Source organism: Erythrobacter sp. S158 (assembly GCF_057364915.1).
Genome location: NZ_CP200279.1, coordinates 1,994,220 through 2,007,386, shown reverse-complemented (window position 1 = coordinate 2,007,386; position 13,167 = coordinate 1,994,220). Strand labels below are relative to the sequence as shown.

The window sequence follows — 13,167 nt, the reverse complement described above, 5'->3', positions numbered from 1 at the left end:
CCGCTAATCCAAGAAACTGGTTAAAGACAAGCGCTGCAATGCTCTCGCGATCACCGCAAGCGCGACGCGTCGATGCGCATAGATAGGTTCATGATGATCGCGGCGGTGACGCCCCAGATGCGAAAGCCCTCGTAATCCATCTCCAGATAGCGCCGCATGCGCCCGCGCCAGAACACCTCGTTCGCGGTCCAGCTGTCGGCGTCGAGCAGGAGGTCGAGCGGGGCTTCGAACCACGCGGCGACTTCGCTGGGGCTGGGTTCGAGCGGCAGGTCCGGCGGCACCACGCCCACGACCGGGGTGATGTCGAAGCCGGTTCCGGTCTGGTAGAGATCGGTCGTCCCGATCAGGTTCACTTCGCTGCGTGGCAGGGCGAGTTCTTCTTCCGCCTCGCGCAAGGCAGCGGTCACGGCGTCTTCGCCCGCGTCGACCTTGCCGCCGGGAAAGGCGACCTGGCCGGGATGATCGCGCATGTCATTGGGCCGCTGGGTGAGAAGCACTCCGGGACGTTCACGCTCGGTAATCGCGATCAGCACTGCTGCCGGGGTCTGGCGCTCGGCCTGTGCGAAGGCGGAGTCGGTCAGGAGGCCATCGACTTTACGCGAATGGCCTTCCTCGAACAATCCTGACAGCGTGTTGAAGAGTGCGCTCAAACGCTTCCGCCCCTCAGCGAGAAAAGCGCGCCCTGGCTCGAGACGATCCAGTCGTCTCCGCCTGTCTCAAGCGCTATCTCAGCGAGTTGGGTGTAGGTCGAGCGATTGAGCCGCGCCTCGCATCCGCGCCGGGCGTGGAGATAGATGGCGGGCGTGTCAGGATCGCCATCGACACGCAGCGCATGGTCTGGGCCTGCGATCACGAGGTCGTCGGTGTTGAGCCGGAAGGCGAGATCGCCCTCGGTCCGGGTGCAATCGACCGCGATGAAAGCGGCGTCCTCGACCTCGATGGTGAGCTTTTCGAACGGGGTGACAAGCCAGTGCTGTCCGCTCTCATCGCGGGTGAGCAAGCCGGAGAAGGCGCGCACCATGGCTGGTCGCCTGATCGGGTCGCCCTCGTGGTACCATGCGCCATCGGCAGCGATGCGCATCTGGCTGTCGCCTGATTTCTGCGGCGCCCAGCCTTCGACCGGCGGCAGCTTTCGCTGCGCCACCTGCTCGGCGATTTGGGCAAGGGTGAGTTCGGCGAGGTAGGGAGGGGGTTCGTAAGGCATCGCAGCGTGCGATGGCAGATCAGCGCAGCGTAGTGAAGAGGTGTTTGTTACCGCACTCGCATCCGCGCTCTTTCACTTACCCCACGGCCCCAGCATCCCCTCAGCAGGCATCGCGCTCAGCGCTGCGCCTCGGGCGAGCAGGCGCTCGGGTTTGTAAGGGCCGGGACATTTCCAGCCGCCGGTCGCTGTCGCGCTGAAGCCGAAACGTTCGTAATACTCCGCATCGCCGATCAGGACTTGTGCAAGTGGCGGCGCTCCATCGGCGGCCATGCGGCGCTCGGCGTCGAGCATGGCGGTCATCAGGCCGACGCCGAACCCTTCGCCCTGCCTTTCGGGGATCACCGCCACCGGCCCGACCATCACGAGCGGCACAGGCCGGCCCTCACGGTCGTGCAGTGCGACCGGCCAGCACTGGATCGTCGCCACCAGCATATCGTCGGCGTCGAGCGCGGCAAAGCTCAGCGCCTCAAGCCAGTTCATGCCTGCTCGAATGCGATAGGCGGTGCGCGCATGGCGATCCTCACCGAAAACACGGTCCAGCAATTGCTCGACCATATCGGGTTGAACCGCGCTCAGCGGAATCAGGGTTGCCGTGTCGTTGCTCATCGAGCGGCGCGATTACTCGCTGTGTCTGCGGCCTGCAACAAGGCGAGCAATCACATGCTGACCTTCATCACCTTGCCCTGATCGGTTGCCAGCCAGATCGAGCCATCAGGTGCCTCGTCGATCGAGCGCACGCGGCCGTCGATGTCGATCCGCTCTGCTTCGGTCGCGCCGCCATCGCCCGTCAGTTCGACGCGCACGATGGCGTTGCTCGACAGGCCTGCAATCAGTGCATCGCCGTTCCAGTCGGCAAACATGTCTCCGGTGTAGAAGATCATGTCGCCCGGCGCGATCACCGGGGTCCAGTGGACCGCGGGCTTGGTGAAGCCGTCGTCGGGTGAGTGGTCGGTGATCGGGTCGCCATTATAGTGATTGCCGTAGGAACGCGTGGGCCAGCCGTAATTGGCGCCCTGCGCCACAAGGTTGAATTCATCCCCGCCTGCCGGGCCGTGCTCCACGTCCCAAAGCCGGCCTTGCGCATCCCAATCCATGCCGAGGATGTTGCGGTGGCCATAAGACCAGATCTCAGCCGTCACGCCGCCCTGATCGGCAAACGGATTGCCTTCGGCGGGCGTGCCGTCGAGGTTAAGGCGCACAATGGTGCCGAGCGTGTTGGTGAGGTCCTGCGCAGGGGTCAGCTTCTGACGATCGCCGCTTGCGACATACATATACCGCTCATCGGGCGAGAAGGAGATGCGGTGTGAATAGTGACCGCGTCCGGTGACCTTGGGCGCCTGACGCCAGATCACTTCGAGGCCGTCGATGCTGCAGCTGTCGGCCTCGCCACAGACCAATTGGCCGCGTCCGACGACCGCGCCGCGCGTATCGCCATCTTCGCCAAACTCGGCCCAGCTCAGATAGATGGTGCGCGTGCCCAGCGTCGCGGAAGCCTCGCTCTGCAGGAAGGCGACATCGCCAAAGCCGCCCTGACCGCCAAACGCCACTTCCGGCACGCCTGTAACCGTGCCCATCCGGCCCGCGCCATCATTGGCAGCGGTGTCGATGAAACGCATAGTGCCCTCCTTTTCGGTGATGAAAAGAACTGAGGTTCCCGGAGCGAACTCAATCGCCCACGGCTGCTCGATCGTCGCCATTTCGCTGATCGACATCGCTGCGCCGCTTGCTGTGGCGGTGCTTTCCACGCTTTCCGCCTGCGCGCAGCTTGCGAGCGAGAGAGCGCTGAGCGAAAATCCGGCGGTCATCTGAGCAAAGGTCTTCATGGTTCAATCTCTCAATCAGGCGTCTGATAGCCGGTCCATCACCATAGGGGTCGACGAGGCCGGGCGTGGGCCGCTCGCAGGACCGGTGGTCGCCGCTGCGGTTGTGCTGGGGGAGGGACTACCCGCAGGGATCGGGGATTCCAAGAAGTTATCCGCCAAGCGGCGCGGTGCGCTCGACGAGGAACTGCGCGCCTGCTGCAAATGGGCTGTCGCGGTGGTCGAGGCGGACGAGATCGACCAGCTCAATATCTTCCAGGCGACCATGGAGGCGATGACGCGCTGCGTGCGCGATCTGGCCGCGCAATTGCCCGGCGCGCCTGACATTGTCCTGATCGACGGCAACCAGACGCCCGAGCGACGGTGCGCCGAATGGCGCTGGCCTGCGCGCGCTATCGTGGGCGGCGACGGGATCGAGCCCAGCATCGGCGCTGCCTCCATTATCGCGAAGGAATGGCGCGACCGGATGATGGTCGAGGCCGCGCGCGCGCATCCCGCCTATGGGTGGGAGCGCAACAAGGGCTATGGAACCAAGGAACATATGGAGGCGTTACGCCTGCATGGTCCTACAAGTCTGCACCGCCAGAGCTTTGCGCCCGTTGCGCAAGCATCGCTTCTTTGATCGTGGTTGTGATCGCGAGCCGCTGGCCCTAGGCCCCGCTGCATGACTGAAGCGATCCTGTTGAGCGTCGCGGGGCTGGTCGGCCTTGCGATTGGCGGTGAACTCCTCGTGCGCGGCTCTGTAGGGATCGCGGAGAAGCTTGGCGTTTCGACCTTGTTTACAGGGCTCGTGATCGTCGGCTTTGCAACCTCGATGCCCGAAATGGTGGCGAGCGTTCAGGCGAGCCTTGCTGGCTCTCCCGAGATTGCCTGGGGCAATATCGTAGGCTCCAACCTTGCGAACACGCTGCTGATCCTTGGCGTTTCGGCGCTGGTCATGCCGATTGCGCTGATCGGAACCGGGCGGCGCGATGCGGTCGTGGCGCTGGGTGTGACGCTGCTCTTGTGGGCGCTTGCGTGGTCGCAGCTTGGTGCGCGGTGGATCGGCTTTGCCCTTCTTGCCGGGATCCTCGTTTACATCGTTTGGCGCTATCGCCATCCAGGGGCAGCCCCGATCGAGGAGGAGGATTCATCGGACAAGCCGACCGGTATCGTTGTTGCCTCGGCACTGTTTCTTGTCGGGCTCGGCATTCTGGTGGCGGGGGGCAACGCTCTGGTGACGGGCGCGATCTCTTTGGCAACGATCTTCAAGGTGCCTGAGACGGTGATCGGCCTGACCGTGGTGGCAATCGGAACATCGCTCCCGGAACTGGCGGCATCGATCGCAGCGGCGCTGCGCGGCAAGTCAGGGCTGGCGATCGGAAACGTGCTCGGCTCGAACATCTACAACATCCTGCTGATCGGCGGTGCGACAATGAGCATCGCGCCTTTCGCGCTGCCACAGGAGCTTGTCGGGCTGCAGATGGCATTGCTGACCGCGAGTGCGGTGGGTCTGCTCGCCGTGCTTTGGTTCTTCAAGAGTATCGGGCGCGTGCTTGGCGCCGTCCTCCTCATTGCCTTTGCAGCGAACACCGCGCTGTTGTTCGGCGCGCCTGATGCGGCAGCCTCCGATGAAATCGAAATTGAGGCGGCCGCCGAGTCTTTGGGGTAACACCCCCTTGATCTGGAGTCCGCGCTCACAAGCGGGACTCAACATCTTGTGCCGGTCTCGTTTCGTTCCGCCCGCGCCTGCGAGCGTTTACCAAGCATTAACCATAAGTCCTCAGAATCTCAGCGCTTGACGCGGAGTCCGCGAGGACTCATGCCTGTGGATAAGTTTGGCGAACACTATCACTTGAAGGCAGAACAATGGGCGTGATGGAAAAACAGAAGCTGCGCGCGGTTGGCTCTCAAAGAGTCGCAGAAGACGTGCGCAAGTCCTTGCCATTGGGCCAGATTCTCGATGGTGACTGCATCGAGGCAATGCGTTCTCTGCCTGACAATTCGGTCGACTGCGTGTTCGCCGATCCGCCTTACAATCTGCAACTGGGCGGCGATCTCAATCGCCCCGATGGCAGCGAAGTCGATGCGGTGACCGATCATTGGGACCAGTTCGACAGCTTCCGAGCCTATGACGATTTCACCCGCGAATGGCTGACCGAAGCGCGCCGCGTGTTGAAGCCCGATGGCTCGCTGTGGGTCATTGGCAGCTATCACAACATCTTCCGCTGCGGCGCTATCCTGCAGGATCTGGGCTTCTGGATCCTCAACGACATCGTGTGGCGCAAGACCAATCCGATGCCCAATTTCAAGGGCACGCGCTTCACCAATGCGCACGAAACGCTGATCTGGGCGAGCCAGGGGGAAAAGGCGCGCTATCACTTCAATTACCGCGCGATGAAGACGCTCAATGACGAGCTTCAGATGCGTTCGGACTGGGTGCTGCCGATCTGTTCGGGCGGAGAGCGCCTGAAGGAAAACGGCAAGAAAGCGCACCCGACGCAGAAGCCCGAGGCGCTGCTTTACCGCGTGCTGCTTGCGACGACAGAGAAGGGCGACGTTGTGCTCGACCCATTCTTCGGCACCGGCACCACCGGCGCGGTTGCCAAGCGTCTGGGCCGCGAGTGGATCGGATGCGAGCGCGAGAAATTCTATCGCGGCGTCGCGATGAAGCGGATCGAGAAAGAGCTGCCGCTCGATGAAAGCGCGCTCACCACGATGCAATCCAAGAAAGCCGCGCCGCGTGTGGCTTTTGGTGCCGTGGTCGAAAACGGTCTCATCCCTCCGGGCACGCAGGTGTTCGACAAGAAGCGCCGCTGGGTTGCCACGGTGCGCGCCGACGGATCGCTCGATTGTGGCGGAAAGGTCGGCTCGATCCACGGGCTCGGCAAGGAGCTGCAAGAGGCGCCCAGCTGCAACGGCTGGACCTTCTGGCACTACGAGAATGGCGGCGAGATCAAGCCGGTCGACGCTGCGCGTGAACTGTACCGGCTGGCCAGCGAGGACTAACCCGCAGTTGCGGCAGCAAGCACAGCTGTATCGAAAATCACATATTCCTCGACCGCCATGCCGTTGCGCACGGTGAAGCGGTCGACACCGACATATTCGACGCGTTTTCCGTCGATCGGCACGCTCGTACGCCAGTGGATGTAAAGCAAGTCGCCATTGCCCGCGCAGTCGAGCGGCGTGACTTCAAGGCCCTCCATCTGGTCGAGCAGTCCCTGCATCACCGCCTTGTATTCCTCGCCGGTGAAGGTGCCCTGTCCTGAGAAATGGATCACTGCGTCCGGACCGATGATCTCGGCCACGCGTTCGCCCGATGGATCGGCCCAGAACGACTGGAAGCGGCGGTAGAAGTCGGCGTGCTCTGCGCTGAGCCCTGCGATCATTTTGTCGGCCATGTCTTTCTCCGTGTGCAACCTGGAAATCGCTGCCTTTCGAGATTTATGTGCGCAGCGCACATATCGTCAAGTTGAAATATGTGCGCCTTGCACATAAAGCTCGTCAAATGATCGAAAGGACAGCCAATCTCCTAGGCGTCGTAGGCCTCGCCGTGGCCGACAGGATCGAGCAGGCTGCGCGCGAAATCCTAAACCATGCGGGCGAGACTCCGGCTGCGCTGGTGGTGATCGGATATGGCACGGGTCCGTCGAACGATGCGCTGCGCCGCACTCTTGGCCTTTCGCATTCAGGCACGGTGAGATTGACCGACCGGCTGGTCGCCGACGGACTGGTCGAGCGGCGCAAGGGTGATGACAAGCGCGCCGTGGCGTTATTCCTGACTGCCAGAGGAATGGCCGCGCGCGAAAAATTGCTCGACGGGCGCATCGCGGCAATCACCCCCCTGCTCGAAGGGCTGGAGCGGGAGGACGTGGTGCAGCTCGATGGGCTGCTTCACCGGTTGCTTGCATCGCTCGAAATCAGCGATCTCGAACGCCGAACCCTGTGCCGTTTGTGCAAGGGAAGCGTCTGCACGAACTGCCCGATCCCAGCCAATTTTCGCTCTGAAACATGATTGCGTGAACCTGATGCGGTCTGACCATCATCGGCTGCCATAAACGCTTCGTCGATTGGTGCGACTGATTGTCGTTTGCACCGCACGCTTCACCGTCCCGGTCGGAAACCATTCAGCTTTCCAAAGTGTATCCACTCTGACCCGGCGCACATCCCCCGTTCGTCGCGCCCGGGATTAACAAAGAGGAATACCATGAACATCAATGCAAAAATCGCAGCGCTCCCCCTTGCCGCGCTCGCCTTAGCCGCTGTCCCCGCAGCCGCTCAGTCCGAAGCTGGTCCCTATGTCGGTGTCAGTGGCGGCGTCAGCCTGCCGAGCGACAGTTCAAACGAAGGAGAGTTTGAAGCCGAAGTGCCCGCAACGGATGACTTTGGCTCGATCCCCAACGGAACCGACCTCGCCTGGGACACCGATTTCGACACCGGCTACACAATCAGTGGCCAGGTCGGTTACGCCTTCGAGAACGGTTTCCGCCTCGAAGCCGAAGCTGCTTATTCCGAATATGACGTAAGCGGCCACAGCGAATTGCTGGTTGGCGGTGCGAATATTGACGGCGTGGATTCGGCAGTTCTGACCCGCGGTGACGCGAGCGGCGCCAACCCGACCGTTGGCGAAGTGCTGGCCGACGGGCAGGGCGATGTCTCCAATTTCGGCCTGTTTGCCAACGTCTATTACGACATTCAGACCGGAAGCGGGTTCAAGCCCTATGTTGGCGCTGGCCTCGGCTATCAGTGGGTTGATGTCGACTATCGCCCCTCGGGCGTCGCAGTGGGCGAGGATGACGACAGCGGCTTTGCCTATCAGCTGATGGCAGGCGCAGGCTACGAAGTCAGCCCGGGTGTCGAGCTGTTTGGCCAGTACACGTTCCGCGACATGACCGAAGACGCTGAGATCCCGCTCACGCTGCTTCCGGCGACACTTGAAGTCGAAAGCCAGCAGTCGCTTCTCACCGCAGGCGTGCGCGTGAAGTTCGGCGGCTAAGCCAGACTGAAACAAATACGATCCGAAGGGCCGCGCAGAGATGCGTGGCCCTTTTCGTATCAAGTCTGGGCAATTCGCGAAGCACACGGCTGTCCTACATGGCCCGCGCGCGCTAAGGGCTTTGCCATGAGCTTCATGACGATAGCGCAGATGTCGATTGCGGACGGCGGTGTGGCCGGGTCACACTCAGGCGATCGAGGGCCACGGTTTTGCGTCTCAAGGTCACGTATCCGGACCTACAGTCACACTTTTTGGGGCGCAGGGTTACACTTTGCGGGTTTTGCCCCTGGACCGTGTAACATGCGGTCCACTTCTCCCCTCATCACCACCTTCGGAGCAGCCTTGTGAGCGCGTCTGTCTATGTCCAGCCCATCGGTCTCGTCAGCGGTCCGCAGGCCGAGGATGGCGCGGCGATCCGGCTGGCGGGCACGATGGCCTATGCCGCGCGCTTTGCGCTGATCGTGCGCGAGGGCGGGGCGGTGACGCATCGCCGGATCTTCGGCGTTCGCGAGGCGGCGGAGGCGCTGGGCGAGCCCGGCGGTGAGCTGGCATCTGAGGCCGAGCGCCAATGGGCAAACCTGCAACTGGTTCACGCACCGCTGCAGCTGGGAGAGCGCACGGTACGTCTGGACCAGCCACAGGTGATGGGCGTTCTCAACGTCACCCCCGACAGCTTCAGCGATGGCGGCGAGTTCCTCGAAAAGCCCGATGCGGGCCGCGCGCATGCCTTCGCGATGCTCGAAGCGGGCGCGGCGATCATCGACATCGGAGGCGAAAGCACGCGCCCTGGCGGCGCAGCGACATGGGAAGGCGACGAGATCGAGCGGGTGGTCCCGGCGGTCGAGTACTGCGCGAGCATGGGCGCCGCGATCAGCGTCGATACACGGCGCGCCGGCGTTCTCGAGGCCGCGCTCGCCAAGGGAGCGCAGATGGCGAACGATGTCTCCGCCATGCGCTACGATCCGCGCATGACCGAGCTGGTTGCGGGCGCGGGATGCCCGGTGGTTCTGATGCACGCGCCGGGGACGGGCGACGACCTGCATGACGGCGGCGATTACGCCGACGTAGTGAGCGAGGTGTTCGATACGCTCAAGTCGGTGCGCGGAGCAGCCATCGCTGGCGGCGTTGCGGAAGAGCGGATCATGCTCGATCCCGGCATCGGCTTTGGCAAGACCCTCGCGCACAATCTCGCGCTCTTGAACGCCCTGCCGCTGTTCCACGCGCTTGGCAGCCCGCTGCTGGTGGGCGTGAGCCGTAAGCGCATGATCGGTGCGCTCTCGAACGAGGAGCCAGCGCACAAGCGGCTCGGCGGGTCGATCGCGCTTGCCGTGAAAGCGATGGATGCAGGCGCGCACATGCTGCGCGTCCACGACGTTCCCGAGACGGTGCAGGCGCGCAATGTCTGGCGCGGGATGCGCGATGCGGCGCTCACCGACTTCACCCAATTACCGCCGCTGTGATCGGCGCCTTGTAGCAATAGAGTCACGTTGGCGCGGCAAAGGCGCTGGCACACGAACAGGAGACACGACCCGATGCGCACCCCCATGCTTCTCACTCTCGGAACCGCCGCCGCCGCGCTTGTCACGGCGCCGCTGATGGCCGATGCGCATACGGAAGCCCACGAGCATTCAGCGCATAGCGAGATGCACGCCCGTCACCACGGTGACGGGCATGTGCCGATGTATCCAGAGGATCTGCTGGCGGCTTACTACGACAAGCTTGAAAGCCGCATCGAGCTGCCCGTCGCTCCCGCTGGCGCGACGCTAAGCGAAGACACCACGATCACCCGCCTCGCGTTCGGCAGCTGCAACCACCAGCTGCGCCCGCAGGACATCTGGGGCGAGATCGCCGAGACCAATCCGCAGCTGTTCCTGTTCATCGGTGACAACAACTATGGCGACAACGGCTGGACCGGCGAGGCGACGCTGGAGACCTTGCGCGAGGCGTACCGGGTGCAGGCAAACACGCCCGAACTCACCGCCTTCCGCCAGCAGGTGCCCATGATGGCAACCTGGGACGACCACGATTACGGCATGAACGATGCAGGCGGCAGCTTCGCCTTCCGCGGCTGGGCCGAGACGATCTTCGAGACCTTCTGGGGATCGTCCGACGAGGTGAAGTCGCGCCCCGGCGTCTACGATTCGGCGATCTTCGGCGCGGAAGGCCAGCGCACGCAGGTGATCGTGCTCGACACGCGCTACTTCCGTTCCGACCTTGATCGCATGCCGTATTCGCTCGAACGCCCGCCGCTCGGGCCGTATGTGCCGAGCGACGATCCGGCAAGGACGATGCTAGGCGAGGAGCAGTGGAAGTGGCTTGAGCAGGAACTCGCCGAGCCCGCCGACTTCCGGATCATCGCGTCATCCGTTCAGGTAATCACCGACGCGCATGACTATGAGAACTGGGAGAACCTGCCGCTTGAGCGCGAGAAGCTGTACCGCATACTGGCCGCGCGCGAAGAGAGCGGAATGGTGCTGCTGTCGGGCGACCGCCACGCGGGCGGCATCTACACTGATGTACCCGCAGCCGCAGGCGGTGAGCAGATCTGGGAGCTGACCAGCTCCTCGCTCAACTACTCGTTCTCCTCGACCGAGCGGAACACCGCGCGCGAACCCGATCCGAAGCGCGTGACCGACTTCATCTCGGAAGAGAACTTCGGCCTTGTCGACATCGACTGGGAATCGCGCACCTTCACGATGTCGATGCGCGGGAGCGAGGGCGAGGTGCGGGTGACCCGCACCGTCAGCTGGTAAGCGTCAGAGCGTAAAGCCGCCGTCGCTGACAAGGACGTGGCCGGTGATGTTCGATCCTGCGTCTGAGAGCATGAAGAGGATCGTCGCTGCCATCTCCTCGGAAGAGGCAAAGCGGCCCGAAGGCGTGGTCTTGGCCATGCGCGCGATGGTCTTGTCGCGGCCGATGGCTTCGACCGAGCGGTTGAAGTCCTCGCCCGTCTCCCAGATCGCGGTATCGACCCCGCCCGGGGCGATTGCGTTGACGCGGATGCCGGCTTCGGCGTTCTCCATCGCGGCAATGCGCGCCATATGCGCCACCGCGGCCTTGGCAGGGCCGTAAGGGCCGATGCCGGGCACGGGCTTCACGCCAGTTGAGGAGCCGGTGATGACCACGCTGCCGCCTTCGTCCTTGCCGTTCGCGCGGATGGCCCTGAGCGCAGCGCGCAGGGTCAGGAAAGCGCCATCAAGGTTGACGTCCATCACCCGGCGCCACTCGGCAAGCTCGAGGTCGGCGATCGCTCCGAACCCGCCGATGCCAGCGTTGACGACAGCGTGGTCGAGCCCTTCGAGGCGGGGTGCAAGGTCATTCCAGAGCGCTTCGTCGGCAACGCTGCCGGTGACGGCTTCGACCTCGCAATCGAGATCCAGCGCGGTCATGCCATCCTCATCGACATCGACAAGGATCAGCTTCGCCGCCCCGCGCTGCGCCAACATTGTCGCACACGCCGCACCGATCCCCGATGAAGCGCCAGTGACGAGCGCTGTGCGCCCAGTGAAGTCTTGAAGAGTAGTCATGGCCCGAGCGCTAGCTGCGCCTCAGACCGCGATCAAGCCGCGCGTGCTACGCTGCGTTGTCGATGCCGAGATCGGAGAGTTTGCGGTAAAGCGTCGAGCGCCCGATGCCGAGCCTGCGCGCAACCTCGGTCATGCGGCCACGATAATGGCCGATGGCGAGGCGAATGACGTCGGCCTCGATCTCTTCGAGCGGGCGCAGATTGCCGTCTTCGGTGTAGAGCATCACGCCCACGCCCTCGTGCAAATGCGAGCTGCAGCCTGCTTCAAGCTCTCCGATAAGCTCGGATAACTGCGGGAAGCTGTCGGCGGTCAGTGTATCGCCTTCGCAATAGACGGCGGCGCGGAAGAGCACGGACTGAAGCTGGCGCACATTACCCGGCCAGTCGAAGGCGCCCAAAAGCCCTAGCGCACTGTCCGAGACCGAGAGGTGCGTCAGGCCCGGCTGCTCGCCGATCCGCTGGAGGAAGTGGCGGGTGAGGGCGGGGATGTCGCCGGTTCGTTCGCGCAAGGGCGGCAGCTTGATGCGGGTGGCGCAAAGCTGCTCTGCAAGGATCTCGTCGAAGAGGCCGCCTTCGACGATCTGCGCAAGATTGCTGTTCGCAGCCGAGAGAATGCGCACGTCGACACGGAAACCGTGCGCAGCGCCTACTGGGCGAACGATGCTGGTTTCCAAGGCGTCACGCAGGCGGGTCTGCACCGCCATGCTAAGCCGGTCGACCTCGTCGAGGACCAGCGTGCCGCCATCGCAATGCTGAAGCGCGCCAATCTGGCGGTCGAAGGCGCCGGGAAAAGCGTTGGGTTCGTGCCCGAACAGCACCGACTCGATCGAATTGGGCGGAACGCTGGCGACGTTGATGATCCGCAGGTTCTCCTTGGCACGCGGAGAAGCAGCATGCATCGCGCGCATCAGCATCTCCTTGCCCGTACCGCTCTCGCCTTCGATCAGCGCGTGTCCGTGCCCGCGCGCAGCCTTGGCCGCTTGCGCGAGCGCGGTGCGGAACGTGGGAGCGGTGCCGATCATCGCGTCGAAGTCGAGGCTTGCCGACATCTTCTCGGTCAGCGGGGCAAGCTCGTCACGCGGCGCTTCGCGGGTGGTGACGGCGCGAAGGGCTTCCATCAGGCGGTCGGGTGAGACCGGCTTGACGAGGTAGTCGCTTGCGCCTGCACGCATGGCTTCGACCGCCAGAAGCGGGGAAGCAGATGTCGTCAGCATCAGGATCGGCAACGCAGGACGGCGTTCCTTGAGTTCTGCGATAAGCGAGCAGGCATCGTCGCCCGGAACCCACTGGTCGAGCAGGATTGCCGAAAGCTGCATGCCTTCGCGCGTGCCAAGCATTGCAATGGCTGTCTCTGCGTCACCGGCAACCACGGTGCGCCAGCCTTCGCGGGCGGCAATCGCGGTGATAAGACGGCTCTGCGCAGGCTCATCGTCGATCAGCATGACGATGCGCGCATCGTCCTGCACATCGGCTGCGCCTGAAACCGGTACGCTGTCAGATGGCGCATCCGCATGAGACATAAGCGAGCCTTGATTCCTCCGGCCCCCGGCAATCGTCCCGGGGTGAAACGTCCCCATGGTGTAAGGCGTTCAGGTAAAGACTGAATTAAGGCTATTCGCAGGAATTGCTTGTGTCGCATTTC

At 63.4% G+C, this 13,167-nt stretch carries 14 protein-coding genes; 7 read left to right on the top strand and 7 right to left on the bottom strand.

Annotated features, from left to right (window positions below; translation table 11 throughout):
• Positions 1–50 precede the first annotated feature (50 nt).
• The 4 genes from AC0V6T_RS09915 to AC0V6T_RS09900 form a co-directional block, all read right to left on the bottom strand.
• Positions 51–650 carry a CoA pyrophosphatase gene (locus AC0V6T_RS09915; RefSeq protein ID WP_486126485.1) on the bottom strand — a complete coding sequence of 200 codons (600 nt, stop codon included), beginning with the start codon at positions 648–650 and terminating at the stop codon, positions 51–53.
• A complete protein-coding gene (locus AC0V6T_RS09910; RefSeq protein WP_486126483.1) occupies positions 647–1,204 on the bottom strand; it encodes a DUF1285 domain-containing protein in 558 nt (185 codons plus the stop codon). The genes AC0V6T_RS09915 and AC0V6T_RS09910 overlap by 4 nt, the downstream gene beginning before the upstream one ends.
• 72 nt (positions 1,205–1,276) lie before the next feature.
• A complete protein-coding gene (locus AC0V6T_RS09905; protein ID WP_486126481.1) occupies positions 1,277–1,810 on the bottom strand; it encodes a GNAT family N-acetyltransferase in 534 nt (177 codons plus the stop codon).
• A 50-nt stretch (positions 1,811–1,860) separates the two neighbouring features.
• The gene (locus tag AC0V6T_RS09900; protein WP_486126479.1) at positions 1,861–3,027 is read right to left on the bottom strand and encodes a PQQ-dependent sugar dehydrogenase; all 1,167 of its coding nucleotides are present in this window, start codon (positions 3,025–3,027) and stop codon (positions 1,861–1,863) included.
• Between AC0V6T_RS09900 and AC0V6T_RS09895 the strand changes: the two genes are divergently transcribed.
• The 3 genes from AC0V6T_RS09895 to AC0V6T_RS09885 all read left to right on the top strand — a co-directional run bounded on the left by AC0V6T_RS09895 (position 3,026) and on the right by AC0V6T_RS09885 (position 6,012).
• On the top strand, positions 3,026–3,646 hold the full coding sequence (locus tag AC0V6T_RS09895; RefSeq protein WP_486126477.1) for a ribonuclease HII: 621 nt from the start codon (positions 3,026–3,028) through the stop codon (positions 3,644–3,646). The two genes, AC0V6T_RS09900 and AC0V6T_RS09895, sit on opposite strands and share 2 nt — an antisense overlap.
• Positions 3,647–3,688: 42 nt before the next feature.
• Positions 3,689–4,675 (top strand): calcium/sodium antiporter, encoded by a 987-nt coding sequence (locus AC0V6T_RS09890; RefSeq protein ID WP_486126475.1) that lies wholly within the window; start codon positions 3,689–3,691, stop codon positions 4,673–4,675.
• Positions 4,676–4,881: 206 nt separating this feature from the next.
• Positions 4,882–6,012 carry a DNA methyltransferase gene (locus AC0V6T_RS09885; RefSeq protein WP_486126473.1) on the top strand — a complete coding sequence of 377 codons (1,131 nt, stop codon included), beginning with the start codon at positions 4,882–4,884 and terminating at the stop codon, positions 6,010–6,012.
• On the opposite strand, the gene AC0V6T_RS09880 is transcribed toward AC0V6T_RS09885, so the two are convergent.
• Positions 6,009–6,404, bottom strand: a complete 396-nt coding sequence (locus AC0V6T_RS09880) for a nuclear transport factor 2 family protein (protein ID WP_486126471.1) — start codon at positions 6,402–6,404, stop codon at positions 6,009–6,011. The two genes, AC0V6T_RS09885 and AC0V6T_RS09880, sit on opposite strands and share 4 nt — an antisense overlap.
• Positions 6,405–6,511: 107 nt before the next feature.
• Here AC0V6T_RS09880 and AC0V6T_RS09875 point away from each other — a divergent pair, with 107 nt between their 5' ends.
• The 4 genes from AC0V6T_RS09875 (at position 6,512) to AC0V6T_RS09860 (ending at position 10,752) form a co-directional block, all read left to right on the top strand.
• A complete protein-coding gene (locus tag AC0V6T_RS09875) occupies positions 6,512–7,018 on the top strand; it encodes a MarR family winged helix-turn-helix transcriptional regulator (protein ID WP_486126469.1) in 507 nt (168 codons plus the stop codon).
• 192 nt (positions 7,019–7,210) lie between these two features.
• Complete coding sequence (locus AC0V6T_RS09870; protein WP_486126467.1) at positions 7,211–7,999, top strand: outer membrane protein; 789 nt, start codon at positions 7,211–7,213, stop codon at positions 7,997–7,999.
• A 344-nt stretch (positions 8,000–8,343) separates the two neighbouring features.
• Positions 8,344–9,459 (top strand): dihydropteroate synthase, encoded by a 1,116-nt coding sequence (folP, locus tag AC0V6T_RS09865; protein ID WP_486126465.1) that lies wholly within the window; start codon positions 8,344–8,346, stop codon positions 9,457–9,459.
• Positions 9,460–9,531: 72 nt separating this feature from the next.
• Complete coding sequence (locus AC0V6T_RS09860) at positions 9,532–10,752, top strand: alkaline phosphatase D family protein (RefSeq protein WP_486126463.1); 1,221 nt, start codon at positions 9,532–9,534, stop codon at positions 10,750–10,752.
• 3 nt (positions 10,753–10,755) lie between these two features.
• Here AC0V6T_RS09860 and AC0V6T_RS09855 read toward each other — a convergent pair whose 3' ends face one another.
• Together AC0V6T_RS09855 and AC0V6T_RS09850 are read right to left on the bottom strand one after the other, a co-directional pair.
• Positions 10,756–11,526 (bottom strand): SDR family NAD(P)-dependent oxidoreductase, encoded by a 771-nt coding sequence (locus tag AC0V6T_RS09855; protein ID WP_486126461.1) that lies wholly within the window; start codon positions 11,524–11,526, stop codon positions 10,756–10,758.
• A gap of 46 nt (positions 11,527–11,572) precedes the next feature.
• Complete coding sequence (locus AC0V6T_RS09850; RefSeq protein ID WP_486128564.1) at positions 11,573–12,967, bottom strand: sigma-54-dependent transcriptional regulator; 1,395 nt, start codon at positions 12,965–12,967, stop codon at positions 11,573–11,575.
• Positions 12,968–13,167: the final 200 nt, after the last annotated feature.

Coding starts and splice junctions, on each gene's coding strand:
- AC0V6T_RS09860 (WP_486126463.1), top strand. CDS start 9,532: ATGCGCACCCCCATGCTTCTCACTCTCGGAACCGCCGCCGCCGCGCTT.
- AC0V6T_RS09875 (WP_486126469.1), top strand. CDS start 6,512: ATGATCGAAAGGACAGCCAATCTCCTAGGCGTCGTAGGCCTCGCCGTG.
- AC0V6T_RS09910 (WP_486126483.1), bottom strand. CDS start 1,204: ATGCCTTACGAACCCCCTCCCTACCTCGCCGAACTCACCCTTGCCCAA.
- AC0V6T_RS09905 (WP_486126481.1), bottom strand. CDS start 1,810: ATGAGCAACGACACGGCAACCCTGATTCCGCTGAGCGCGGTTCAACCC.
- AC0V6T_RS09855 (WP_486126461.1), bottom strand. CDS start 11,526: ATGACTACTCTTCAAGACTTCACTGGGCGCACAGCGCTCGTCACTGGC.
- AC0V6T_RS09900 (WP_486126479.1), bottom strand. CDS start 3,027: ATGAAGACCTTTGCTCAGATGACCGCCGGATTTTCGCTCAGCGCTCTC.
- AC0V6T_RS09885 (WP_486126473.1), top strand. CDS start 4,882: ATGGAAAAACAGAAGCTGCGCGCGGTTGGCTCTCAAAGAGTCGCAGAA.
- AC0V6T_RS09880 (WP_486126471.1), bottom strand. CDS start 6,404: ATGGCCGACAAAATGATCGCAGGGCTCAGCGCAGAGCACGCCGACTTC.
- AC0V6T_RS09870 (WP_486126467.1), top strand. CDS start 7,211: ATGAACATCAATGCAAAAATCGCAGCGCTCCCCCTTGCCGCGCTCGCC.
- AC0V6T_RS09890 (WP_486126475.1), top strand. CDS start 3,689: ATGACTGAAGCGATCCTGTTGAGCGTCGCGGGGCTGGTCGGCCTTGCG.
- AC0V6T_RS09895 (WP_486126477.1), top strand. CDS start 3,026: ATGGTTCAATCTCTCAATCAGGCGTCTGATAGCCGGTCCATCACCATA.
- AC0V6T_RS09850 (WP_486128564.1), bottom strand. CDS start 12,967: ATGCTGATCGACGATGAGCCTGCGCAGAGCCGTCTTATCACCGCGATT.